Annotated in this window: 18 protein-coding genes; 15 read left to right on the top strand and 3 right to left on the bottom strand. The window is 72.4% G+C overall.

Going from position 1 to position 18174, the window contains the following annotated elements; genetic code table 11:
- Positions 1-67: 67 nt before the first annotated feature.
- Positions 68-868, bottom strand: a complete 801-nt coding sequence (locus AB0F56_RS10190; protein WP_362006471.1) for a DUF3097 domain-containing protein — start codon at positions 866-868, stop codon at positions 68-70.
- Between the two features lie 10 nt (positions 869-878).
- Positions 879-1601, bottom strand: a complete 723-nt coding sequence (locus AB0F56_RS10185) for an MBL fold metallo-hydrolase (RefSeq protein WP_362006468.1) — start codon at positions 1599-1601, stop codon at positions 879-881.
- 199 nt (positions 1602-1800) lie between these two features.
- Here AB0F56_RS10185 and hrcA point away from each other — a divergent pair, with 199 nt between their 5' ends.
- The 10 genes from hrcA to AB0F56_RS10135 all read left to right on the top strand — a co-directional run bounded on the left by hrcA (position 1801) and on the right by AB0F56_RS10135 (position 11870).
- On the top strand, positions 1801-2820 hold the full coding sequence (hrcA, locus tag AB0F56_RS10180) for a heat-inducible transcriptional repressor HrcA (RefSeq protein ID WP_362006465.1): 1020 nt from the start codon (positions 1801-1803) through the stop codon (positions 2818-2820).
- Positions 2821-3960, top strand: a complete 1140-nt coding sequence (dnaJ, locus tag AB0F56_RS10175) for a molecular chaperone DnaJ (protein ID WP_362006463.1) — start codon at positions 2821-2823, stop codon at positions 3958-3960.
- A 177-nt stretch (positions 3961-4137) separates the two neighbouring features.
- The gene (locus tag AB0F56_RS10170; protein WP_362006461.1) at positions 4138-5217 is read left to right on the top strand and encodes a nitronate monooxygenase; all 1080 of its coding nucleotides are present in this window, start codon (positions 4138-4140) and stop codon (positions 5215-5217) included.
- Positions 5214-5957 carry a 16S rRNA (uracil(1498)-N(3))-methyltransferase gene (locus AB0F56_RS10165; RefSeq protein WP_362006458.1) on the top strand — a complete coding sequence of 248 codons (744 nt, stop codon included), beginning with the start codon at positions 5214-5216 and terminating at the stop codon, positions 5955-5957. The genes AB0F56_RS10170 and AB0F56_RS10165 overlap by 4 nt, the downstream gene beginning before the upstream one ends.
- A 99-nt stretch (positions 5958-6056) precedes the next feature.
- Positions 6057-7361: an AAA family ATPase gene (locus AB0F56_RS10160; protein WP_362006455.1), complete on the top strand. Its 1305-nt coding sequence runs from the start codon at positions 6057-6059 to the stop codon at positions 7359-7361.
- Positions 7358-8416, top strand: coding sequence for a tetratricopeptide repeat protein (locus tag AB0F56_RS10155; protein ID WP_362006453.1), 1059 nt, complete (start codon positions 7358-7360; stop codon positions 8414-8416). The genes AB0F56_RS10160 and AB0F56_RS10155 overlap by 4 nt, the downstream gene beginning before the upstream one ends.
- Positions 8416-9513, top strand: a complete 1098-nt coding sequence (locus AB0F56_RS10150; RefSeq protein ID WP_362006451.1) for a tetratricopeptide repeat protein — start codon at positions 8416-8418, stop codon at positions 9511-9513. The genes AB0F56_RS10155 and AB0F56_RS10150 overlap by 1 nt, the downstream gene beginning before the upstream one ends.
- 79 nt (positions 9514-9592) lie before the next feature.
- Positions 9593-9952 carry a histidine triad nucleotide-binding protein gene (locus AB0F56_RS10145; RefSeq protein ID WP_361969069.1) on the top strand — a complete coding sequence of 120 codons (360 nt, stop codon included), beginning with the start codon at positions 9593-9595 and terminating at the stop codon, positions 9950-9952.
- 3 nt (positions 9953-9955) lie between these two features.
- The gene (locus tag AB0F56_RS10140) at positions 9956-10858 is read left to right on the top strand and encodes a ribonuclease Z (protein ID WP_362006448.1); all 903 of its coding nucleotides are present in this window, start codon (positions 9956-9958) and stop codon (positions 10856-10858) included.
- 10 nt (positions 10859-10868) lie between these two features.
- Complete coding sequence (locus AB0F56_RS10135) at positions 10869-11870, top strand: adenosine deaminase (protein ID WP_362006445.1); 1002 nt, start codon at positions 10869-10871, stop codon at positions 11868-11870.
- A gap of 170 nt (positions 11871-12040) precedes the next feature.
- Here AB0F56_RS10135 and AB0F56_RS10130 read toward each other — a convergent pair whose 3' ends face one another.
- Positions 12041-13375, bottom strand: coding sequence for an MFS transporter (locus AB0F56_RS10130; RefSeq protein ID WP_362006443.1), 1335 nt, complete (start codon positions 13373-13375; stop codon positions 12041-12043).
- Positions 13376-13672: 297 nt separating this feature from the next.
- Here AB0F56_RS10130 and AB0F56_RS10125 point away from each other — a divergent pair, with 297 nt between their 5' ends.
- The 5 genes from AB0F56_RS10125 (at position 13673) to AB0F56_RS10105 (ending at position 18174) form a co-directional block, all read left to right on the top strand.
- Positions 13673-14797 carry a PfkB family carbohydrate kinase gene (locus AB0F56_RS10125; protein ID WP_362006441.1) on the top strand — a complete coding sequence of 375 codons (1125 nt, stop codon included), beginning with the start codon at positions 13673-13675 and terminating at the stop codon, positions 14795-14797.
- 164 nt (positions 14798-14961) lie between these two features.
- Positions 14962-15987: a PhoH family protein gene (locus AB0F56_RS10120; RefSeq protein WP_362006439.1), complete on the top strand. Its 1026-nt coding sequence runs from the start codon at positions 14962-14964 to the stop codon at positions 15985-15987.
- Between the two features lie 9 nt (positions 15988-15996).
- Positions 15997-16500: an rRNA maturation RNase YbeY gene (gene ybeY / locus AB0F56_RS10115; RefSeq protein ID WP_362006436.1), complete on the top strand. Its 504-nt coding sequence runs from the start codon at positions 15997-15999 to the stop codon at positions 16498-16500.
- A gap of 19 nt (positions 16501-16519) precedes the next feature.
- Positions 16520-17824: a hemolysin family protein gene (locus tag AB0F56_RS10110; RefSeq protein WP_362006433.1), complete on the top strand. Its 1305-nt coding sequence runs from the start codon at positions 16520-16522 to the stop codon at positions 17822-17824.
- Positions 17821-18174, top strand: coding sequence for an MmcQ/YjbR family DNA-binding protein (locus tag AB0F56_RS10105; protein ID WP_362006431.1), 354 nt, complete (start codon positions 17821-17823; stop codon positions 18172-18174). Before AB0F56_RS10110 ends, AB0F56_RS10105 begins: the two co-directional genes overlap by 4 nt.

Genomic DNA, 18174 nt, shown 5'->3' with positions numbered 1-18174 from the left:
GGGACCCCCAGCCCTGCGGAACGATTGCCCACAACGGTGTGGGGGGAGTCGATGCTGTCTCGCCGGGCTACGGGGCCGTGACGAAGTCGATCAGTTCTTCTACTCGGCCCAGGAGTTGGGGTTCCAGGTCCTTGTAGGACGTGACCTTCGACAGGATGTGTTGCCAGGCCGCGCCTGTGTTGGGGGGCCAGCCCAGGGCCTCGCAGATGCCCGTCTTCCAGTCCTGGCCGTGGGGGATCCTCGGCCAGGACTCGATGGACAGGGACGACGGCTTCACCGCCTCCCAGATGTCGATGTAAGGGTGGCCGACGATCAGGACGTCCGGGGACGAGATCTGGGCCGCGATGCGGGACTCCTTCGAGCCCGGGACCAGGTGGTCGACCAGGATGCCCAGGCGGGCGTCCGCCGCCGGGGCGAAGTCGGCGACGATCGCCGGGAGGTCGTCGATGCCCTCCAGGTACTCCACCACCACGCCCTCGATCCGCAGGTCGTCGCCCCAGACCCGCTCCACCAGTTCGGCGTCGTGCCGGCCCTCCACGTAGATCCGGCCCGCCCGTGCCACCCGCGCCCGCGCCCCCGGGACCGCGATCGAGCCCGAGGCCGTGCGATTCGAGCGCGCGGGGCCCGACGCCGGGCGTACCAGCGTCACCGGCTTGCCCTCCAGGAGGAACGCCCTCGGGTCCATCGGGAACACCCGGTGCTTGCCGAAGCGGTCCTCCAGCGTCACCGTGCCCGCCTCGCAGCGGATCACCGCCCCGCAGAACCCCGTCGATACCTCCTCCACCACGAGGTCCACCTCCGCCGGTACCTCCGGCACCGGGGCGGATCGCTTCCAGGGGGGCGTCAGGTCCGGGTTGTAGCTGCGCATTCGCGTGACGTTATGCGACGGCGAAGCGCCGTGCCAGTTCCTCGCGTTGGCGTCGTACGAACGTGGCGTCCACCACCGCCCCGTGGCCCGGTACGTACACCGCGTCCTCGCCGCCCAGGGCGAGTAGCCGGTCCAGGGCGTCCGGCCAGCGGGACGGGATCGCGTCCGGGCCCGCCTGCGGCTCCCCCGACTCCTCCACCAGGTCCCCGCAGAAGACGATCTCCGGCTCACCCGGGACCAGGAGCGTCAGGTCGTGCGCCGTGTGGCCCGGGCCCACGTTCGCCAGCAGCACCTGCCGGCCGCCCAGGTCCAGCGTCCACTCCCCGGAGACCACGTGGTGCGGCGCCACCAGCACGTCCACCGCCTCCGCCGCCGCGAACGCGTCCACCCCGTGCCGTACCGCGTCCGCCATCAGCTCGCCGCCCTCCCGGCGCAGCAGCGCGTCCACGCCCACCGCCCCGTACACCTCCGCCCCCGCGAACGCCGCCGTGCCGAGTACATGATCGAAATGGGGGTGGCTCAGTGCGATGTGTGTCACTCTTCGGCCCCCGGTCAGCCCCTCGATCTGGGTGCGCAGAGCGGTTCCCTCCCGCAGCGTCGAGCCCGTGTCGTACAGCAGTACCGCCTGTTCGCCCACCACCAGGCCCACCGTGGCGTCCCAGCCGGGCAGCCTGCGCCGCCCCACGCCGTCCGCGAGCCGCTCCCAGCCGAACTCTTCCCAAGCGACATCCATACCGCGACGCTATCCGCAAAGACCCGCCCCCCGAATCCGCGACGACCCGACCTCCGACGCCGACTCCGAGGCGGCCTCCTTGCCAGGAGCGATGCCCGCCGCCGTACACTGGCCGGGGGATTCCTGGCACTCGGGCAGGGCGAGTGCCAAATGCGGAGCAACCGAAGCAACCCGATACGACGAGCTGGAGGTGTGCGCGATGCTCAGCGAACGCAGACTCGAGGTGCTGCGCGCCATCGTCCAGGACTACGTCGGGACGGAGGAGCCCGTCGGCTCCAAGGCGCTCACGGAGCGCCACAAGCTCGGCGTCTCGCCCGCCACCGTGCGCAACGACATGGCCGTCCTGGAGGACGAGGGCTACATCGCCCAGCCCCACACCAGCGCCGGCCGCATCCCGACCGACAAGGGGTACCGCCTCTTCGTCGACCGGCTCGCCGGCGTCAAGCCGCTGTCGACGCCCGAGCGGCGCGCGATCCACAACTTCCTCGACGGAGCCGTCGACCTCGACGACGTCGTCGGGCGCACGGTCCGGCTGCTCGCGCAGCTGACCCGCCAGGTCGCCGTCGTCCAGTACCCGTCGCTGACCCGCTCGACGGTCCGGCACGTGGAGCTGCTCGCGCTGGCGCCCGCCCGGCTGATGCTCGTCCTCATCACGGACACCGGGCGCGTCGAGCAGCGCGTCATCGACTGCCCCGCGCCCTTCGGCGAGACCTCCCTCGCCGACCTGCGCGCCCGGCTCAACAGCCGGGTCGTCGGCCGCCGTTTCGCGGACGTGCCGCAACTGGTGCAGGATCTCCCGGAGTCCTTCGAGGAGATGGAGGACCGCGGGACGGTCTCGACCGTGCTCGCGACCCTGCTCGAAACCCTGGTGGAAGAGCACGAGGAGCGGCTGATGATCGGCGGTACCGCCAATCTCACCCGCTTCGGCCATGACTTCCCCCTCACGATCCGGCCTGTGCTCGAAGCGCTCGAGGAGCAGGTCGTGCTCCTCAAGCTGCTCGGCGAGGCCAAGGACTCGGGCATGACCGTACGGATCGGGCACGAGAACGCCCATGAGGGCCTCACCTCCACGTCCGTCGTCGCGGTCGGCTACGGTTCGGGCGACGAGGCAGTCGCCAAACTCGGCGTGGTCGGACCGACCCGCATGGACTACCCCGGAACGATGGGAGCGGTACGCGCAGTGGCACGTTACGTCGGACAGATCCTGGCGGAGTCGTAAGTGGCCACGGACTACTACGCCGTACTCGGCGTACGCCGCGACGCGTCCCAGGACGAGATCAAGAAGGCATTCCGGCGGCTCGCGCGCGAGCTGCACCCGGATGTGAATCCCGATCCGAAGACGCAGGAACGGTTCAAGGAGATCAACGCCGCGTACGAGGTGTTGTCGGACCCGCAGAAGAAGCAGGTCTACGACCTCGGCGGCGACCCGCTGTCCGCGTCCGGCGGCGCCGGTGGTGCCGGCGGCTTCGGCCAGGGTGGCTTCGGGAACTTCTCGGACATCATGGACGCCTTCTTCGGTACGGCGTCGCAGCGCGGGCCGCGCTCGCGCACCCGGCGCGGCCAGGACGCGATGATCCGGCTGGAGATCGACCTCAACGAGGCCGCCTTCGGCACGACCAAGGACATCCAGGTCGACACGGCCGTCGTCTGTACGACGTGTTCGGGCGAGGGCGCCGCTCCCGGCACCTCCGCGCAGACCTGTGACATGTGTCGCGGCCGTGGTGAGGTCTCGCAGGTCACCCGGTCCTTCCTGGGCCAGGTCATGACCTCCCGCCCCTGCCCCCAGTGCCAGGGCTTCGGCACCGTCGTCCCGACCCCGTGCCCCGAGTGCGCGGGCGACGGGCGGGTCCGTTCGCGGCGCACGCTCACCGTGAAGATCCCGGCCGGTGTCGACAACGGCACCCGCATCCAGCTCGCGGGCGAGGGCGAGGTCGGCCCGGGCGGCGGCCCGGCGGGCGACCTGTACGTGGAGATCCACGAGGTCCCGCACGAGACCTTCCAGCGGCGCGGCGACGACCTGCACTGCACGGTGACCATCCCGATGACGGCGGGCGCGCTCGGCACGAAGGTGCCGCTGCAGACGCTCGACGGGCTCGAGGAGGTCGACATCCGCCCGGGCACCCAGTCCGGTCAGTCCATCCCGCTGCACGGGCGCGGCATCACGCACCTGCGCGGCGGCGGCCGCGGCGACCTGATCGTCCACGTCGAGGTGACGACCCCGTCGAAGCTCGATGCCGAGCAGGAGCGGCTCCTGCGCGAGCTCGCGAAGCTCCGCGGCGAGGAGCGGCCCACGGGTCAGTTCCAGCCGGGGCAGCAGGGGCTGTTCTCGCGCTTGAAGGACGCGTTCAACGGGCGGTAGGCGTGCCTGCCGGGGGTCCGGGGGTTGTCCCCCGGGCCGGCACAGTCAGCCGGGGCAGCAGGGGCTGTTCTCGCGTCTGAAGGACGCGTTCAACGGCCGGTAGGCCTACGTTGTGCCTGGCGCAGGGCGGCGTTCGCGAGGAGCGGGTGCCGCCCTGCCGTATGGCACGATGCCTGCATGTCCACCGCGCTGAACGATCTCTCCCGGTACCCGATCGTGCAGGCCCCCATGGCAGGTGGCGCCGCCAGTCCGCAGCTCGTCGGGGCCGTGTGCGAGGCCGGTGGGCTCGGGTTTCTCGCCGGGGGGTACAAGACCGCCGGCGGGCTGTACCAGGAGATCAAGCAGGTGCGCGGGCTGACCGGGCAGCCCTTCGGCGTCAACCTCTTCATGCCGCCCGGCGGACAGCACGCCGACCCCGCCGCCGTCGAGGTGTACCGGCACCAGCTCGCCGGCGAGGCCACCTGGTACGAGACGGAGCTCGGCGACCCCGACAGCGGGCGCGACGACGCCTACGACGCCAAGCTCGCGATCCTGCTCGACGACCCCGTGCCCGTCGTCTCCTTCACCTTCGGCTGCCCCGACCGCGACACCTTCGAGGCCTTCGCCCGCGCCGGTACGTTCACCGTCGTCACCGTCACCTCCGCCGACGAGGCCCAGGCCGCCCAGTGGGCCGGGGCCGACGCCGTCTGCGTGCAGGGCATCGAGGCCGGCGGGCACCAGGGCACGCACCGCGACTACCCGGACGGCGCGCTCGCCGGGACCGGGCTCCTCACGCTCGTCACCCAGGTCCGGGAGACCGTCCAGCTGCCGATCGTCGCGACCGGCGGGATCATGCGTGGCGCCCAGATCGCCGCCGCCCTCGCCGCCGGGGCCGACGCTGCCCAGCTCGGCACCGCGTTCCTGGTCTGCCCCGAATCGGGCGCCCATGTGGTGCACAAGCAGGCCCTGACCAACCCGCTCTTCGTCCGCACCGAGCTCACCCGCGCCTTCTCCGGGCGCCCCGCGCGCGGGCTCGTCAACCGCTTCATGCGCGAGCACGGGCCGTACGCCCCCGCCGCCTACCCCGAGGTCCACCACCTCACCGCCCCCCTCCGCAAGGCCGCCGCCACCGCGGGTGACGCGCAGGGCATGGCCCTGTGGGCCGGCCAGGGGCACCGGCTCGCCCGCGACCTCCCCGCCGGCCAGCTCGTCGAGGTGCTGGCCGCCGAACTCGACACCGCACTGACCGCGCAGGCCCACAGGAGCTCCGCCCCATGACCGCACCCGTCTTCGTCGTCGAGGCCGTCCCCGGCACCGGCACCTTCCTCCTCGACGGCCCCGAGGGCCGCCACGCCGTCGCCGTGAAGCGGCTGCGCGCGGGGGAGGAGCTCGTCCTCACCGACGGGCGCGGCACCTGGGCCGACTGTGTCGTGCTCGCCGCCGAGGGCAAGGACCAGCTGACCGTCCAGGTCTCCGCCACGTACGAGGAGGCCGAGCCCGCGCCCCGTATCACCGTCGTCCAGGCGCTGCCCAAGGGCGACAGGGGCGAACTGGCCGTCGAGATCATGACGGAGACCGGTGTCGACGCGATCGTGCCGTGGGCCGCGTCCCGCTGCATCACCCAGTGGAAGGGCGACCGCGGGCTCAAGGCCCTCGCCAAGTGGCGGGCCACCGCGCGCGAGGCCGGGAAGCAGTCGCGCCGCACGCGTTTCCCCGAGGTCGCCGACGCGATGACCACGAAGCAGGTCGCCGCGCTCCTCGCCGGCGCCGACTTCGCCGCCGTCCTCCACGAGGACCGGGACCACCCCAGCGGCGCCCTCGCCGACGCCGAACTCCCCGCCGAGGGCGAGATCGTGCTCGTCGTCGGGCCCGAAGGGGGCGTCTCCCCCGAGGAGTTGGCGGCCTTCGAGGAGGCGGGCGCGAAGCCGTACCGACTGGGGCGGAGTGTCCTGCGTACGTCCACGGCGGGTACGGCTGCCACGGCCCTGCTCCTCGGCCGTACGGGCCGCTGGAGCTAGAGCCTCTCGTTTGGATCGGGCCGGATCAGGGAGCAGGGCCTTTCCCCTTGCCAGAACCCGGTGGACGGCGGCCCGGGGCCGCTCCCTAGGCTGGGCGGCATGTCCGACGAGTCACCCCTGATCCGTAGTCTGCGCGCCGCCGTCGCCGCCGCACCGGAAGACGTGCCCCTGCGGCTCCACTTCGCCGAACTGCTCCTCGCGGAGGGGCGGGGCGACGAGGCCGTCGCGGAGGCGGCCGTCGCGCTCCAGCACGCGCCCGGGGACGGGGCGGCCCGTGCGCTGATGGTCCGCGCGATGGGGCTGCCCGCCGCGCCCGCCACCCCCTCCGCCGAGCAGGAGCCCCCCTCCGCCGAGCAGGAGACCCCTGCCACCGAGCAGGCATCCCCCGGCTTCGACTGGGACGCCGCCGAGCAGGAGGTCGAGGACCTCGTCGGGCCCCGGTTCGTGACCGGGACGGAAAACGGCGAGCTCGAAGCGCCCCTCGCCGCCGACGGCAGCGGTGACCCCGGTGACGCCTCCGCCTGGGACGTCGACGTGCCCGGTGCCGTACGCCTCGCCGACGTCGGTGGCATGCAGGAGGTCAAGGACCGCCTGGAGGCCGCCTTCCTCGCGCCCATGCGCAACCCCGAACTCCGCAAGCTGTACGGCAAGTCGCTCCGCGGCGGCCTGCTCCTCTACGGTCCGCCCGGCTGCGGCAAGACGTTCATCGCCCGCGCCGTCGCCGGCGAGCTCGGCGCGAGCTTCATGTCCGTCTCGCTCTCCGACATCCTCGACATGTACATCGGCACGTCCGAGAAGAACGTCCACGACATCTTCGAGACCGCCCGCGCCCAGGCCCCCTGCGTCGTCTTCCTCGACGAGCTGGACGCCCTCGGCGCCAAGCGCTCGCGCACCCACCACAGCGGCCTGCGCAACGTCGTCAACCAGCTCCTCACCGAGCTCGACGGCATCGACGGCGCCGAGAACGAGGGCGTGTTCGTGCTCGCCGCGACCAACGTCCCCTGGGACGTGGACCTCGCGCTGCGCCGCCCCGGCCGGCTCGACCGCACGCTGCTCGTGCTGCCGCCCGACGCCCCGGCGCGCGAGGCGATCCTCCGCTACCACCTGCGCGAGCGGCCCATCGAGTCCGTCGACCTCGGCAGGCTCGTCAAGGCCACCGAGGACTTCTCCGGCGCGGACCTCGCCCATGTCTGCGAGTCCGCCGCCGAGTTCGCGCTCCTCGACTCCGCCCGTACCGGCACCGTACGCATGATCAACATGAAGGACCTGCTGGCCGCGGCGAAGCAGATCCGGCCGTCCAGCGAGTCCTGGTTCGCCTCCGCCCGGAACGTGGCGATGTTCGCCAACGACGGCGGGATGTACGACGACCTGGTCGCCTACCTGAAGAAGAAGCGCAAGCTGTGAGCAAGCACCCGGAGATCGAGAAGGCCTATGCCTTGTACGACCTGGGCCGCTACGAGGAGAGCCGCGAGCTGGCCGCGCGCCGGATCGCGCAGGACCCCGACGACCCGTACGCCTGGCTGACGCTCTCCCGCTGCCTGGCGGCACAGCTCCTGCGCGAGGCGGCGCTCGACGCGGCCGGCGAGGCGGTGCGCCTGGCGCCCGACTGGAGCAGCGCCCACCTCGTGCGCGGCTTCGTCCTGCGCAAGATGGACCGCATCGAGGAGGCCGAGGAGGCGCAACGGGAGGCGATCCGGTGCGACCCGGAGAACTGGGCTCCGCGCGCCCAGCGGGCCGAGCTGCTGATCTTCTTCCCCGGGCAGAAGGCGGCGGCGCTGGCGGAAGCCCACGAGGCGGTACGGGTCGGCCCGGACGAGCCGGAGAGCTGGGAGGCGATGTACAAGGCGGCCGCGTTCAACGAGCGGCCCGACCTGTCGCGCAACGCGCTGGAGCAGCTGCTGCGCATCGACCCCACCCACCCGCTCGCCGTCACACTGATCACCCGCCAGGAGGCCGCGGAGCCCGGCACTTCCGCGGCGCGGGCAGCCGACCTGTACGCCGGTGGCCTGGCCGCCGCCCCCGACTCGGCCTCCCTCCGCCGCGACCTCGACAAGGCCGTCTACCGGATGCTGCGCGGGACGCGGTGGCTCGCCCTGCTCTGCCTGGTCACGGCGGGCGTCGTCGTCGACGTCTTCCCGACCGGCGGCGAGGAGGCGAAGGAACTCCCGGTCCACCTCGGCACCAGGCTCTGGGCGCTCGTGCTGATGGCGGCGGTGTGGGGCTTCGGCGCCCTGCGCCGCTACCGGCGCATGCGCACCGGCGCGCGGCTGACCGTGCGCGACCTGGTACGGCGGCTCGTCTGGCCCCGGGTCGTCCTCGGCCAGGCCGTCCTCGCCACGCTCTGCGCCCTGCTGATCGTCCTCGTGCCGTGGACCGACCGGACGATCCCCCAGGTCCTGTTCTGGCTCGGACTCGTACCGAACCTGCTCAGCATCACCCACGACCGGAACAAGGTCTGATGAGCCCCGCACCGGACCGCGTCCTCGACCGGGCCGACGCGCTCTTCGACGTCGGACGGTACGAACAGGCCGCCGCCCTCGCCGCCCAGCACCTGGCGACCGACCCGGACGACGCCGTCGCGCTCGTCCTCCTGGCCCGCTGCCAGCACCGGCTCGGCCGGGAGGGGGAGGCGCTCGACACCGTCGAGCGGGCCCTGCGCGCCGAACCCGACGCGCTGCCGGGCTGGTTGATGCGCACCCACATCCTGCTCGCGCTCAAGCGGCACGAGGAGGCCGAGCGGGCCGCCCGGCACGCCGTCGAACTCGCCCCGCAGTACTGGGGCAGCCACTACGCGCTCGGCACCGTCCTCGACCGTTCCGTCCGCACGGAACGCCGGCGCGAGGCGTACGAAGCGGCCCGTACCGCCGTCACGCTCGCGCCGGAGGAGAGCGACGCGCACTTCCTCGTCGGCCTCACCGCCCAGCGCACCGGCCACCACCGCATCGCCCAGCAGGCCTACGAGACGGCCCTGCGCCTCGACCCGGAGAGCAGCGAGGCGCACAACAACCTCTCCCTGCTCCACCTGCGCCGCCGCTGGTTCCGGCGCGGGGCGTGGACGAAGGCCGCCGAGGGCTTCGTGGAGTCCGCCGCGCTCGACATGAACGACCGGCAGGCCCGCTACAACCTGGAGACCATGGCCTGGGGCACCGCCGCGGGGGCCCGCTGGGTGGCCCTGGCCGGCTATCTGGCGACCCTGTTCGGATCGGGCGCGCTCCGCGGCGGACCGGTGGACGACGGTCTCGTCACCTACGGGATCGCCCTGGTCGTCCTCGTCGGCGGCTGGGCCGGCTGGGCGCTGTGGAACGTCCGGCGGATACCGACCCGGCTGCGCCGCCCGCTGCTCCTCGTGGCGCGCAACTGCCGGCCCGTCCTCGCCATGGCAGGGGCGGTGGGCCTCCTCGGTCTCCACTCGGCGGTCTCGATGGCGCTGTGGACGCTGGAGGCGTCCGCGTTCAGGGTGCTCGGCTACCCGCTCTTCTGGGTCGTGATCATCACCTACTGGGTGAGCCGCTCCGCTCTGCAGCGCCGCGCGCCCACGTCCGAGCGGGGGCGGTGACCCGGCTGCCCGCCCGCTCGGCCACCCGGCCGATACGATGCCCGAGTAGCTGATCACCGAAGGCGAGGAGGCCCGGGCCATGACCGGAGAGCCGCAGAGCGACTGCCTGTTCTGCAAGATCGCGGACGGGGAGGTTCCGGCGACGATCGTGCGTGAGACGGAGACGACGCTCGCCTTCCGGGACATCAACCCGCAGGCGCCCACGCACGTGCTCGTCATCCCGCGCCTCCACTACCCCGACGCCGCCAGCCTGGCCGCCGCCGCGCCGACGGTCGCCGCGGACATGCTGCGCGAGGCCGGTGAGGTCGCCGCCCAGGAGAAGATCGACGGCAGCGGCTTCCGGATCGTCCTCAACACCGGGGCCGGCGCGGGCCAGACCGTCTTCCACGCCCACGCGCACGTCCTCGGCGGCCGCGGCCTCAACTGGCCCCCCGGATAAGCCGTGTCCGTACGTGAACTCGTCGTGCTCGGGACCGCCAGCCAGGTCCCGACCCGGCACCGCAACCACAACGGGTACCTGCTGCGCTGGGACGGGCAGGGCATCCTGTTCGACCCGGGCGAGGGCACCCAGCGCCAGATGCTCAGGGCCGGGGTCGCCGCGCACGACATCGACCGGATCTGCGTCACGCACTTCCACGGCGACCACTCCCTGGGCCTGGCCGGTGTGATCCAGCGGATCAACCTCGACCAGGTCCCGCACCCGGTCACCGCGCACTACCCGGCGAGCGGGCAGCGCTTCTTCGAGCGGCTGCGGTACGCGACGGCCTACCGCGAGACCGTGCAGCTGACGGAGGCCCCGGTGGCCGCCGACGGCCCCCTCGCCGTGACGGACTCGTACACCCTCGACGCGTACAAGCTCTCGCACCCGGTCGAGTCGTACGGCTACCGGCTCACCGCGCCCGACGGGCGCCGCATCCTGCCCGAGCGGCTCGCCGCGCACGGCATCAAGGGCCCGGACGTCGGCCGGATCCAGCGGGACGGCGTCCTGAACGGCGTGACGCTGGAGTCGGTCAGCGAGGTCCGGCGCGGGCAGCGGTTCGCCTTCGTCATGGACACCCGGCTCTGCGACGGCGTGCACGCGCTCGCCGAGGGCGCCGACATGCTCGTCATCGAGTCGACCTTCCTCGACGAGGACGTCCGGCTCGCCGTCGACCACGGCCATCTGACGGCCGGGCAGGCCGCGGGCGTCGCGCGGGACGCCGGGGTGCGGCACCTGGTCCTGACCCACTTCTCGCAGCGGTACGGCGATCCCGCGGAGTTCGAACGGCAGGCGCGGGCGGCCGGGTTCGACGGCGAGCTGAGCATTGCCCAGGACCTGATGAGGGTCCCCCTCCCGAAGAGATAGACGAACCACCATGCCTCTCCCCAAGGCCGAACTCCACCTCCACATCGAAGGCACCCTCGAACCCGAGCTGGCGTTCGCGCTCGCCGAGCGCAACGGCGTCGAGCTGCCGTACGCGGACACCGAGGCGCTGCGCGAGGCGTACCGCTTCAGCGATCTGCAGTCCTTCCTGGACCTGTACTACGAGCTGATGGGCGTCCTGCACACCGCGCGGGACTTCACCGAGCTGGCCGACGCGTACCTCGCGCGGGCGGCGGCGCAGGGTGTGCGGCACGCCGAGATCTTCTTCGACCCGCAGGCGCACACGGCGCGTGGCGTGCCGATCGGGACGGTGGTGGAGGGCCTGGCCGCCGCGCTCGACCGGGCCGAGGAGCGGCACGGCGTCTCGACCCGGCTGATCATGTGCTTCCTGCGGGACGAGTCCGCCGAGTCGGCGATGGCGACGCTGGAGGCCGCGAAGCCGTATCTGCACCGGATCACCGGTGTCGGCCTGGACTCGGCGGAGGTCGGCCACCCGCCGTCGAAGTTCCGCGAGGTGTACGAGGCGGCCTCCGCGCTCGGCCTGCGCAAGGTCGCCCACGCGGGCGAGGAGGGCCCACCGGAGTACATCCGCGAGGCCCTGGACGTCCTGGGGGTGGAGCGGGTCGACCATGGGCTGCGGTGCATGGAGGACGCGGAGCTGGTGGCTCGTCTGGTGCGGGATCGGGTGCCGTTGACGTTGTGCCCGCTCTCGAACGTGCGGCTGCGGGCGATCGATGTGCTGGAGGACCACCCGCTGCCCGCGATGCTCGCGGCGGGGCTTGTCGCGACGGTGAACTCCGACGATCCGGCGTACTTCGGGGGGTACGTGGGGGACAACTTCGCGGCGGTGCGCGGGGCGTTGGGGTTGGGCCGGGAGCAGTTGCGGGTGCTGGCGCGGAACTCGTTCGAGGCGGCGTTCTTGGACGACGAGGAGGGGTTGCGGGCGCGGTATTTGGCGGAGGTGGAGGCGTACGAGTTCGAGGCGGGGGAGTAGGGGGCGGGGCGGGGGTGTGGGCGCGGGTGGGGGCGCCTGCGGCGGGCCCTTTCCCCACCCCGCCCCTTCCCGGACAGGGGCTCCGCCCCCGGACCCCGCGCCTCGAACTCCCCCTACGCCCTGAGGGCGTGGGGGGACCCCCGGCGACGCTGGATGTTCGGAAAAAGCCGTCAGCCGCGGTCGCTTGGGCGGGCCAGGCGGAAGGCGCGTTGGGCTGCGCCCGAGCCGCTCGGGACCGGGATCTCCGTGACCGGCTGTTCCGGGGCGCCCATCTGGGGGACCAGGCCCGGCGTCGAGCCCGTCGTTCCCGCCAGGACCGCCGCCGCCGCGCCGCCTCGGCGGCGGATGGAGCCGGGGACCAGGGGGCGGCCCGAGGTGTGGAGGGCGACCGCCGTCATCGGGGCCGCCGCCAGCAGGAGCAGGGCGCACAGGAGAAGGCCCATGCCCGGGTAGCCGAACTGTTCGGACAGGATGCTGCCGGTGACCGGGCCGCAGGCCACGCCCAGCGAGGACGCCGAGCCCACGAGCACCGCCCACCGCCCTCGCGGGTCCAGGGACGCGGCGAGGCCGAGCAGGTACGACAGGACGACCGGGTAGAAGACGTTCCAGAGGACCTCGCCCGTCGCGAACGCCGGCAGGCTCTCCGCGCCCGAGCTCACCAGCACGCAGACCGCGATGATCGCCGTGCCCGCCCCGATCGGCGCCGCCCGGCCCAGGCGTGAGCCGAGCGCACCGGCCGCCGTGACGCCCGCGAGTCCGGCCCCCAGGGCCACCGCGAAGACCGCGCCGACGGTGACCTCGCTCAGCCCGGCCTGGGTGAGCCCGATCCGGCCGCTCACGCCCCACAGGGCGTTCTGGGCCATGGACCAGCACAGGATCGCCACGGCGAGGACCAGGCCCGAGCGGCGGTGGGGGAGCGGGGTCGCCTCAGCCGTGGTCGGCGTCGGCGTCGGCGAGGGGCGAGAGACGCCGCCCGCCCCCAGCCCCGCCGTCAGTGGCCAGACCAGCGCCGCCGCCAGCGCGATCGACGCGAACGGCAGACCGTGGCCGCTGCCCAGGTGGGGGAGCGTGAGGTAGAGCGCGCCGGCCGTCGCCGAGACCGTGAGCAGGCCCAGCGTGGAGGCCCGGTGCGGGTCCCGTTGGGCGGCGATGCCGGCCGCGGCCACCGCCAGGGCCGTACCGGAGCCGAAGCCGCCCACGACCGCGCCGCCGACCACCAGCGGCACGCTCGTGGTCAGCGCGGCCGAGCCGTAGCCGAGGAACATCGCGCCGAGGCCGATCCGGGCCGCGCGGCGCGGGCCGAGCCGTTCCACGCGGGCGGCGAGCGTGAAGCCGGCCGAGGCGGAGGCGAGGAGCAGGACCGAGCCGACCAGGCCCGCCTGGGCCGGGCTGAGGCCGAGCCCGGCGGAGAGTCTGCCGACGACGGTCGGGAGGAGGTACGGGGCGAGATAACCGGCGGTGAACAGGGCCACGAGGGGCCCCAGGGCACGCGGGCGCGACGACATGGGCGTTCCAGGAACGGCGGGGCAAGGGAGGGGGAGCGCCCGGTGTGCGAACGGGAATCCTTGACCGCGGGATCCGTCGACTGCGGGGTCGCGGGGCTATTCGTATCAAGTGACCGAGGGCCGCGAGAAGCCCGAAGAGGAAGGAAAGGCCCCAATCTATTTGTGATCTGGGTCACTATGGGGTTTGGGGGGTGGAGTGCCGGGTAGAAGACGCCGGTTTTCCCTCCCGCGTCACCCCGGTCACCCCGCCCCCATCAGGCACACTGGCCTGATCGGCACCACGGACGGGAGCAGGCCGTGACCACAGCACGAGGAGACCAGCAACACGACGCGGGCGTCGACCCGTTGGGGCGCCTGCGCGAGCCCACCGACCCCGCCTGCGACGTCTTCCTCACCGGCACGGTCTTCCTCGACATCATCTTCACCGGCCTCGACAGCGCCCCCGTGCGCGGCACCGAGTCCTGGGCCAGGGGCATGGGGTCCAGCCCCGGCGGCGTCGCCAACATGGCCACCGCCCTCGCCCGCCTCGGGCTGCGCACCTCGCTCGCCGCCGCCTTCGGGGACGACCACTACGGCGAGTACTGCTGGGACGCCCTGGAGCAGGGCGAGGGCATCGACCTCTCGCTCTCCCGGACCGTCCCCGGCTGGCACTCCCCGGTCACCGTCTCCATGGCGTACGAGGGCGAGCGCACGATGGTCTCCCACGGCCACGAGGCCCCACCCGACGACAACGCAGCCGGCGCCCTGCCCGCCTACCCGCCGCACGCCCGGGCCGCCGTCGCCTCGCTCGTGCCCGGCCGGTCCGAGGAGTGGGTCGCCCGCGCCGCGCGGGGCGGGGCGAAGGTCTTCGCCGACGTCGGCTGGGACGACACCGGCCGCTGGGACCTGCGCGGACTGACCGACCTGGAGCACTGCGAGGCCTTCCTGCCCAACGCCCAGGAGGCCATGCGCTACACCCGCACCGACTGCCCCAGGGCCGCCGCCCGGGCGCTCGCCGACAAGGTCCGCTACGCCGTGGTCACCCTGGGTGCCGAGGGCGCCTACGCGGTCGACGGGGCCACCGGCGAGACCGCCGAGGTGCCCGCGATCGCGGTCTCCGCCCTCGACCCGACCGGCGCCGGGGACGTCTTCGTGGCCGGATTCGTCACCGGCACGCTCGCGGACTGGCCGCTCGCCGACCGGCTCGCCTTCGCCGGGCTCATCGCCGCGCTCTCCGTCCAGGAGTTCGGCGGCTCGCTCTCCGCCCCCGGCTGGGGCGAGGTCGCCACCTGGTGGGAGCACGTCCAGGAGCACGTCTGCCAGGATCCGGAGGCGCTGCGCGCCCGCTACGCCTTCCTCGAACGCATGCTCCCGGCCGCCACCCGCCCCTGGCCCCTGCGCCGGGCGGTCCCGACCATCGGGTTCCGCGCCGCCCCGTCGTGAGCCGCCCGTCGTGACCCCCCTCGCGACCCTCCCCGTGAGCGGCGCTCACGCCTCGTAAAAGCCCTCGGCCTTGTCGGTGCCAAGTCGTAGGCTTGGTATCCCAGAGGTTGTCGAGCAGCGAGAACCCTGCAACGGGAGGTATGTGCAGGCCACAGTGCCGGCCCATGACTCAGACACCCACAGCCCCCAACGGCGCGCCGGGCGAGACCCGCGCCTACTTCACCGTCCCCGCCAAGCATCCGATGGTGACCGTTCTCGGTTCCGGTGACGCACTCCTGCGTGTGATCGAGGAAGCGTTCCCGAAGGCCGACATCCATGTCCGGGGCAACCAGGTCAGCGCTGTGGGAGAGGCGGCGGAAGTCGCCCTCATCCAGCGCCTGTTCGACGAGATGATGCTGGTGCTCCGCACCGGACAGCCGATGACGGAGGACGCAGTGGAACGCTCGATCGCCATGCTCAGGGCGAGCGAGAACGGCAAGGCGGAGGCAGGCCAGGAGACCCCGGCCGAGGTGCTCACACAGAACATCCTCTCCAGCCGCGGTCGCACCATCCGCCCCAAGACCCTCAACCAGAAGCGGTACGTCGACGCGATCGACAAGCACACGATCGTCTTCGGCATCGGCCCCGCGGGCACCGGCAAGACGTATCTGGCCATGGCCAAGGCGGTCCAGGCCCTGCAGTCCAAGCAGGTCACCCGGATCATCCTGACCCGGCCGGCCGTCGAGGCGGGTGAGCGGCTCGGCTTCCTGCCCGGCACGCTCTACGAGAAGATCGACCCGTACCTGCGGCCGCTCTACGACGCGCTGCACGACATGCTCGACCCCGACTCGATCCCGAAGCTGATGGCCTCGGGCACGATCGAGGTCGCGCCGCTGGCGTACATGCGAGGCCGGACGCTCAACGACGCGTTCATCATCCTCGACGAGGCGCAGAACACGAACCCCGAGCAGATGAAGATGTTCCTCACCCGGCTCGGCTTCGAGTCCAAGATCGTCATCACCGGTGACATCACCCAGGTCGACCTGCCCGGCGGCACCAAGAGCGGTCTCCGTCAGGTCAGGGACATCCTGGACGGCGTCCCGGACGTCCACTTCTCCATGCTCACCTCCCAGGATGTCGTCCGGCACAAGCTCGTCGGCCGTATCGTCGACGCGTACGAGCAGTACGACAGCCGCAACGGGAAGCAGTAGAAGAGCACCATGTCGATCGACGTCAACAACGAGTCCGGAACCGAGGTCGACGAGCAGGCGATCCTCGACATCGCCCGCTACGCGCTCGCGCGGATGCGCATCCACCCGCTCTCCGAGCTCTCGATCATCGTCATCGACGCGGAGGCGATGGAGCAGCTCCACATCCAGTGGATGGACCTCCCGGGCCCGACGGACGTCATGTCCTTCCCGATGGACGAGCTGCGTCCGCCGGCGAAGGACGACGACAACGCGGAACCCCCGCAGGGGCTCCTCGGCGACATCGTGCTCTGCCCCGAGGTCGCCACCCAGCAGGGCAAGGACGCGCCGACGCAGCACTCCATGGACGAGGAGCTCCAGCTCCTGACCGTCCACGGAGTGCTGCACCTGCTCGGCTACGACCACGAGGAGCCGGACGAGAAGGCCGAGATGTTCGGCCTCCAGGCGGCCATCGTCGACGGCTGGCGCGCGGAGAAGGGCCTCACCGGCCCCTCGCCGGCGCCCACCGTCTCCTGACCCGGGGATCGGGCCCCCGATGAACGCATCGCTCATCCTCGGAGCGGTCGCGCTGGTGATCGTCGCCTGGCTCGCCGCCTGCGCCGAGGCCGGCATCGCCCGCGTCTCCAGCTTCCGCGCCGCCGAGGCCGTACGGTCCGGGCGGCGCGGCGCCGAGAAGCTGGCGCAGGTCGCCGCCGACCCGACCCGCTACCTCAACGTGGCGCTGCTCGTCCGGGTCGCCTGCGAGATGGCGGCCGGCGTCCTCGTCACGTACGCGTGCCTGGAGGAGTTCCCCGAGACCTGGGAGGCGCTGCTCGTCGCCATGGCGGTGATGGTCCTGGTCTCGTACGTCGCCGTCGGCGTCTCGCCGCGCACCATCGGCCGCCAGCACCCGCTGAACACGGCGACCGCCTCCGCGTACGTCCTGCTGCCACTGGCCCGGATCATGGGCCCGATCCCGCAGCTGCTCATCCTGATCGGCAACGCGCTCACCCCCGGCAAGGGCTTCCGCAAGGGCCCCTTCGCCTCCGAGGCCGAGCTGCGCGCCATGGTCGACCTGGCCGAGTCGGAGTCGCTGATCGAGGACGACGAGCGCCGGATGGTGCACTCCGTCTTCGAGCTCGGCGACACGCTCGTACGGGAGGTCATGGTGCCGCGCACCGATCTCGTCTGCATCGAGCGGTACAAGACCGTCCGTCAGGCCCTCACCCTCGCGCTGCGCTCCGGCTTCTCCCGGATCCCGGTGACCGGCGAGAACGAGGACGACATCGTCGGCATGGTGTATCTGAAGGACCTGGTCCGCAAGACGCACATCAACCGCGACTCCGAGTCCGACCTGGTGTCGACGGCGATGCGGCCCGCCACGTTCGTGCCGGACACCAAGAACGCGGGCGACCTGCTGCGCGAGATGCAGCAGGAGCGCAACCACGTCGCCGTCGTCATCGACGAGTACGGCGGCACGGCCGGGATCGTCACCATCGAGGACATCCTCGAGGAGATCGTCGGCGAGATCACCGACGAGTACGACCGTGAGCTGCCGCCCGTCCAGGAGCTGGGCGGGGACAGCTACCGCGTCACCGCCCGCCTCGACATCGGCGACCTCGGCGAGCTGTACGGCTTCGGCCCGGACGAGTTCGACGACGAGGACGTGGAGACCGTCGGCGGCCTGCTCGCCAAGGCGCTCGGCCGGGTGCCGATCGCCGGTGCCAAGGCGGTCGTGGAGCTGCCCGACGGGCGCTCGCTGCGGCTGACCGCCGAGTCCCCGGCGGGCCGCCGGAACAAGATCGTGACGGTGCTCGTGGAGCCCGTACAGGTCGACCCGAAGGGGGACGACGAGGGATGACGCCCGACCAGCTGCGCGCCTTCTGCCTGGAGTTCAACGACGCGACGGAGGAGTTCCCCTTCGGGCCCGACACCTCCGTCTTCAAGGTCGCCGGGAAGATGTTCGCGCTGTCCTGGCTCGACGGCCGGCCGCTGCGGATCAACCTCAAGTGCGAGCCGGAGGAGGCGGTCAGGCTCCGCGTGGAGTACCCGGCGGTCGCCCCCGGCTATCACATGAACAAGCGCCACTGGAACACGGTGACCGTCGGCGAACTCCCGGACCGCATGGTCCGGGAGCTGGTCGAGGACTCGTACGACCTGGTGGTCGCGGGACTGCCGAAGGCGGTACGGCTCCGGCTCGACCGGCCGTAG

Origin of the sequence: Streptomyces sp. NPDC026092 (assembly GCF_040638605.1) — a bacterium.
Taxonomy (GTDB): domain Bacteria; phylum Actinomycetota; class Actinomycetes; order Streptomycetales; family Streptomycetaceae; genus Streptomyces.
This window is presented reverse-complemented; position numbering and strand designations above follow the sequence as displayed.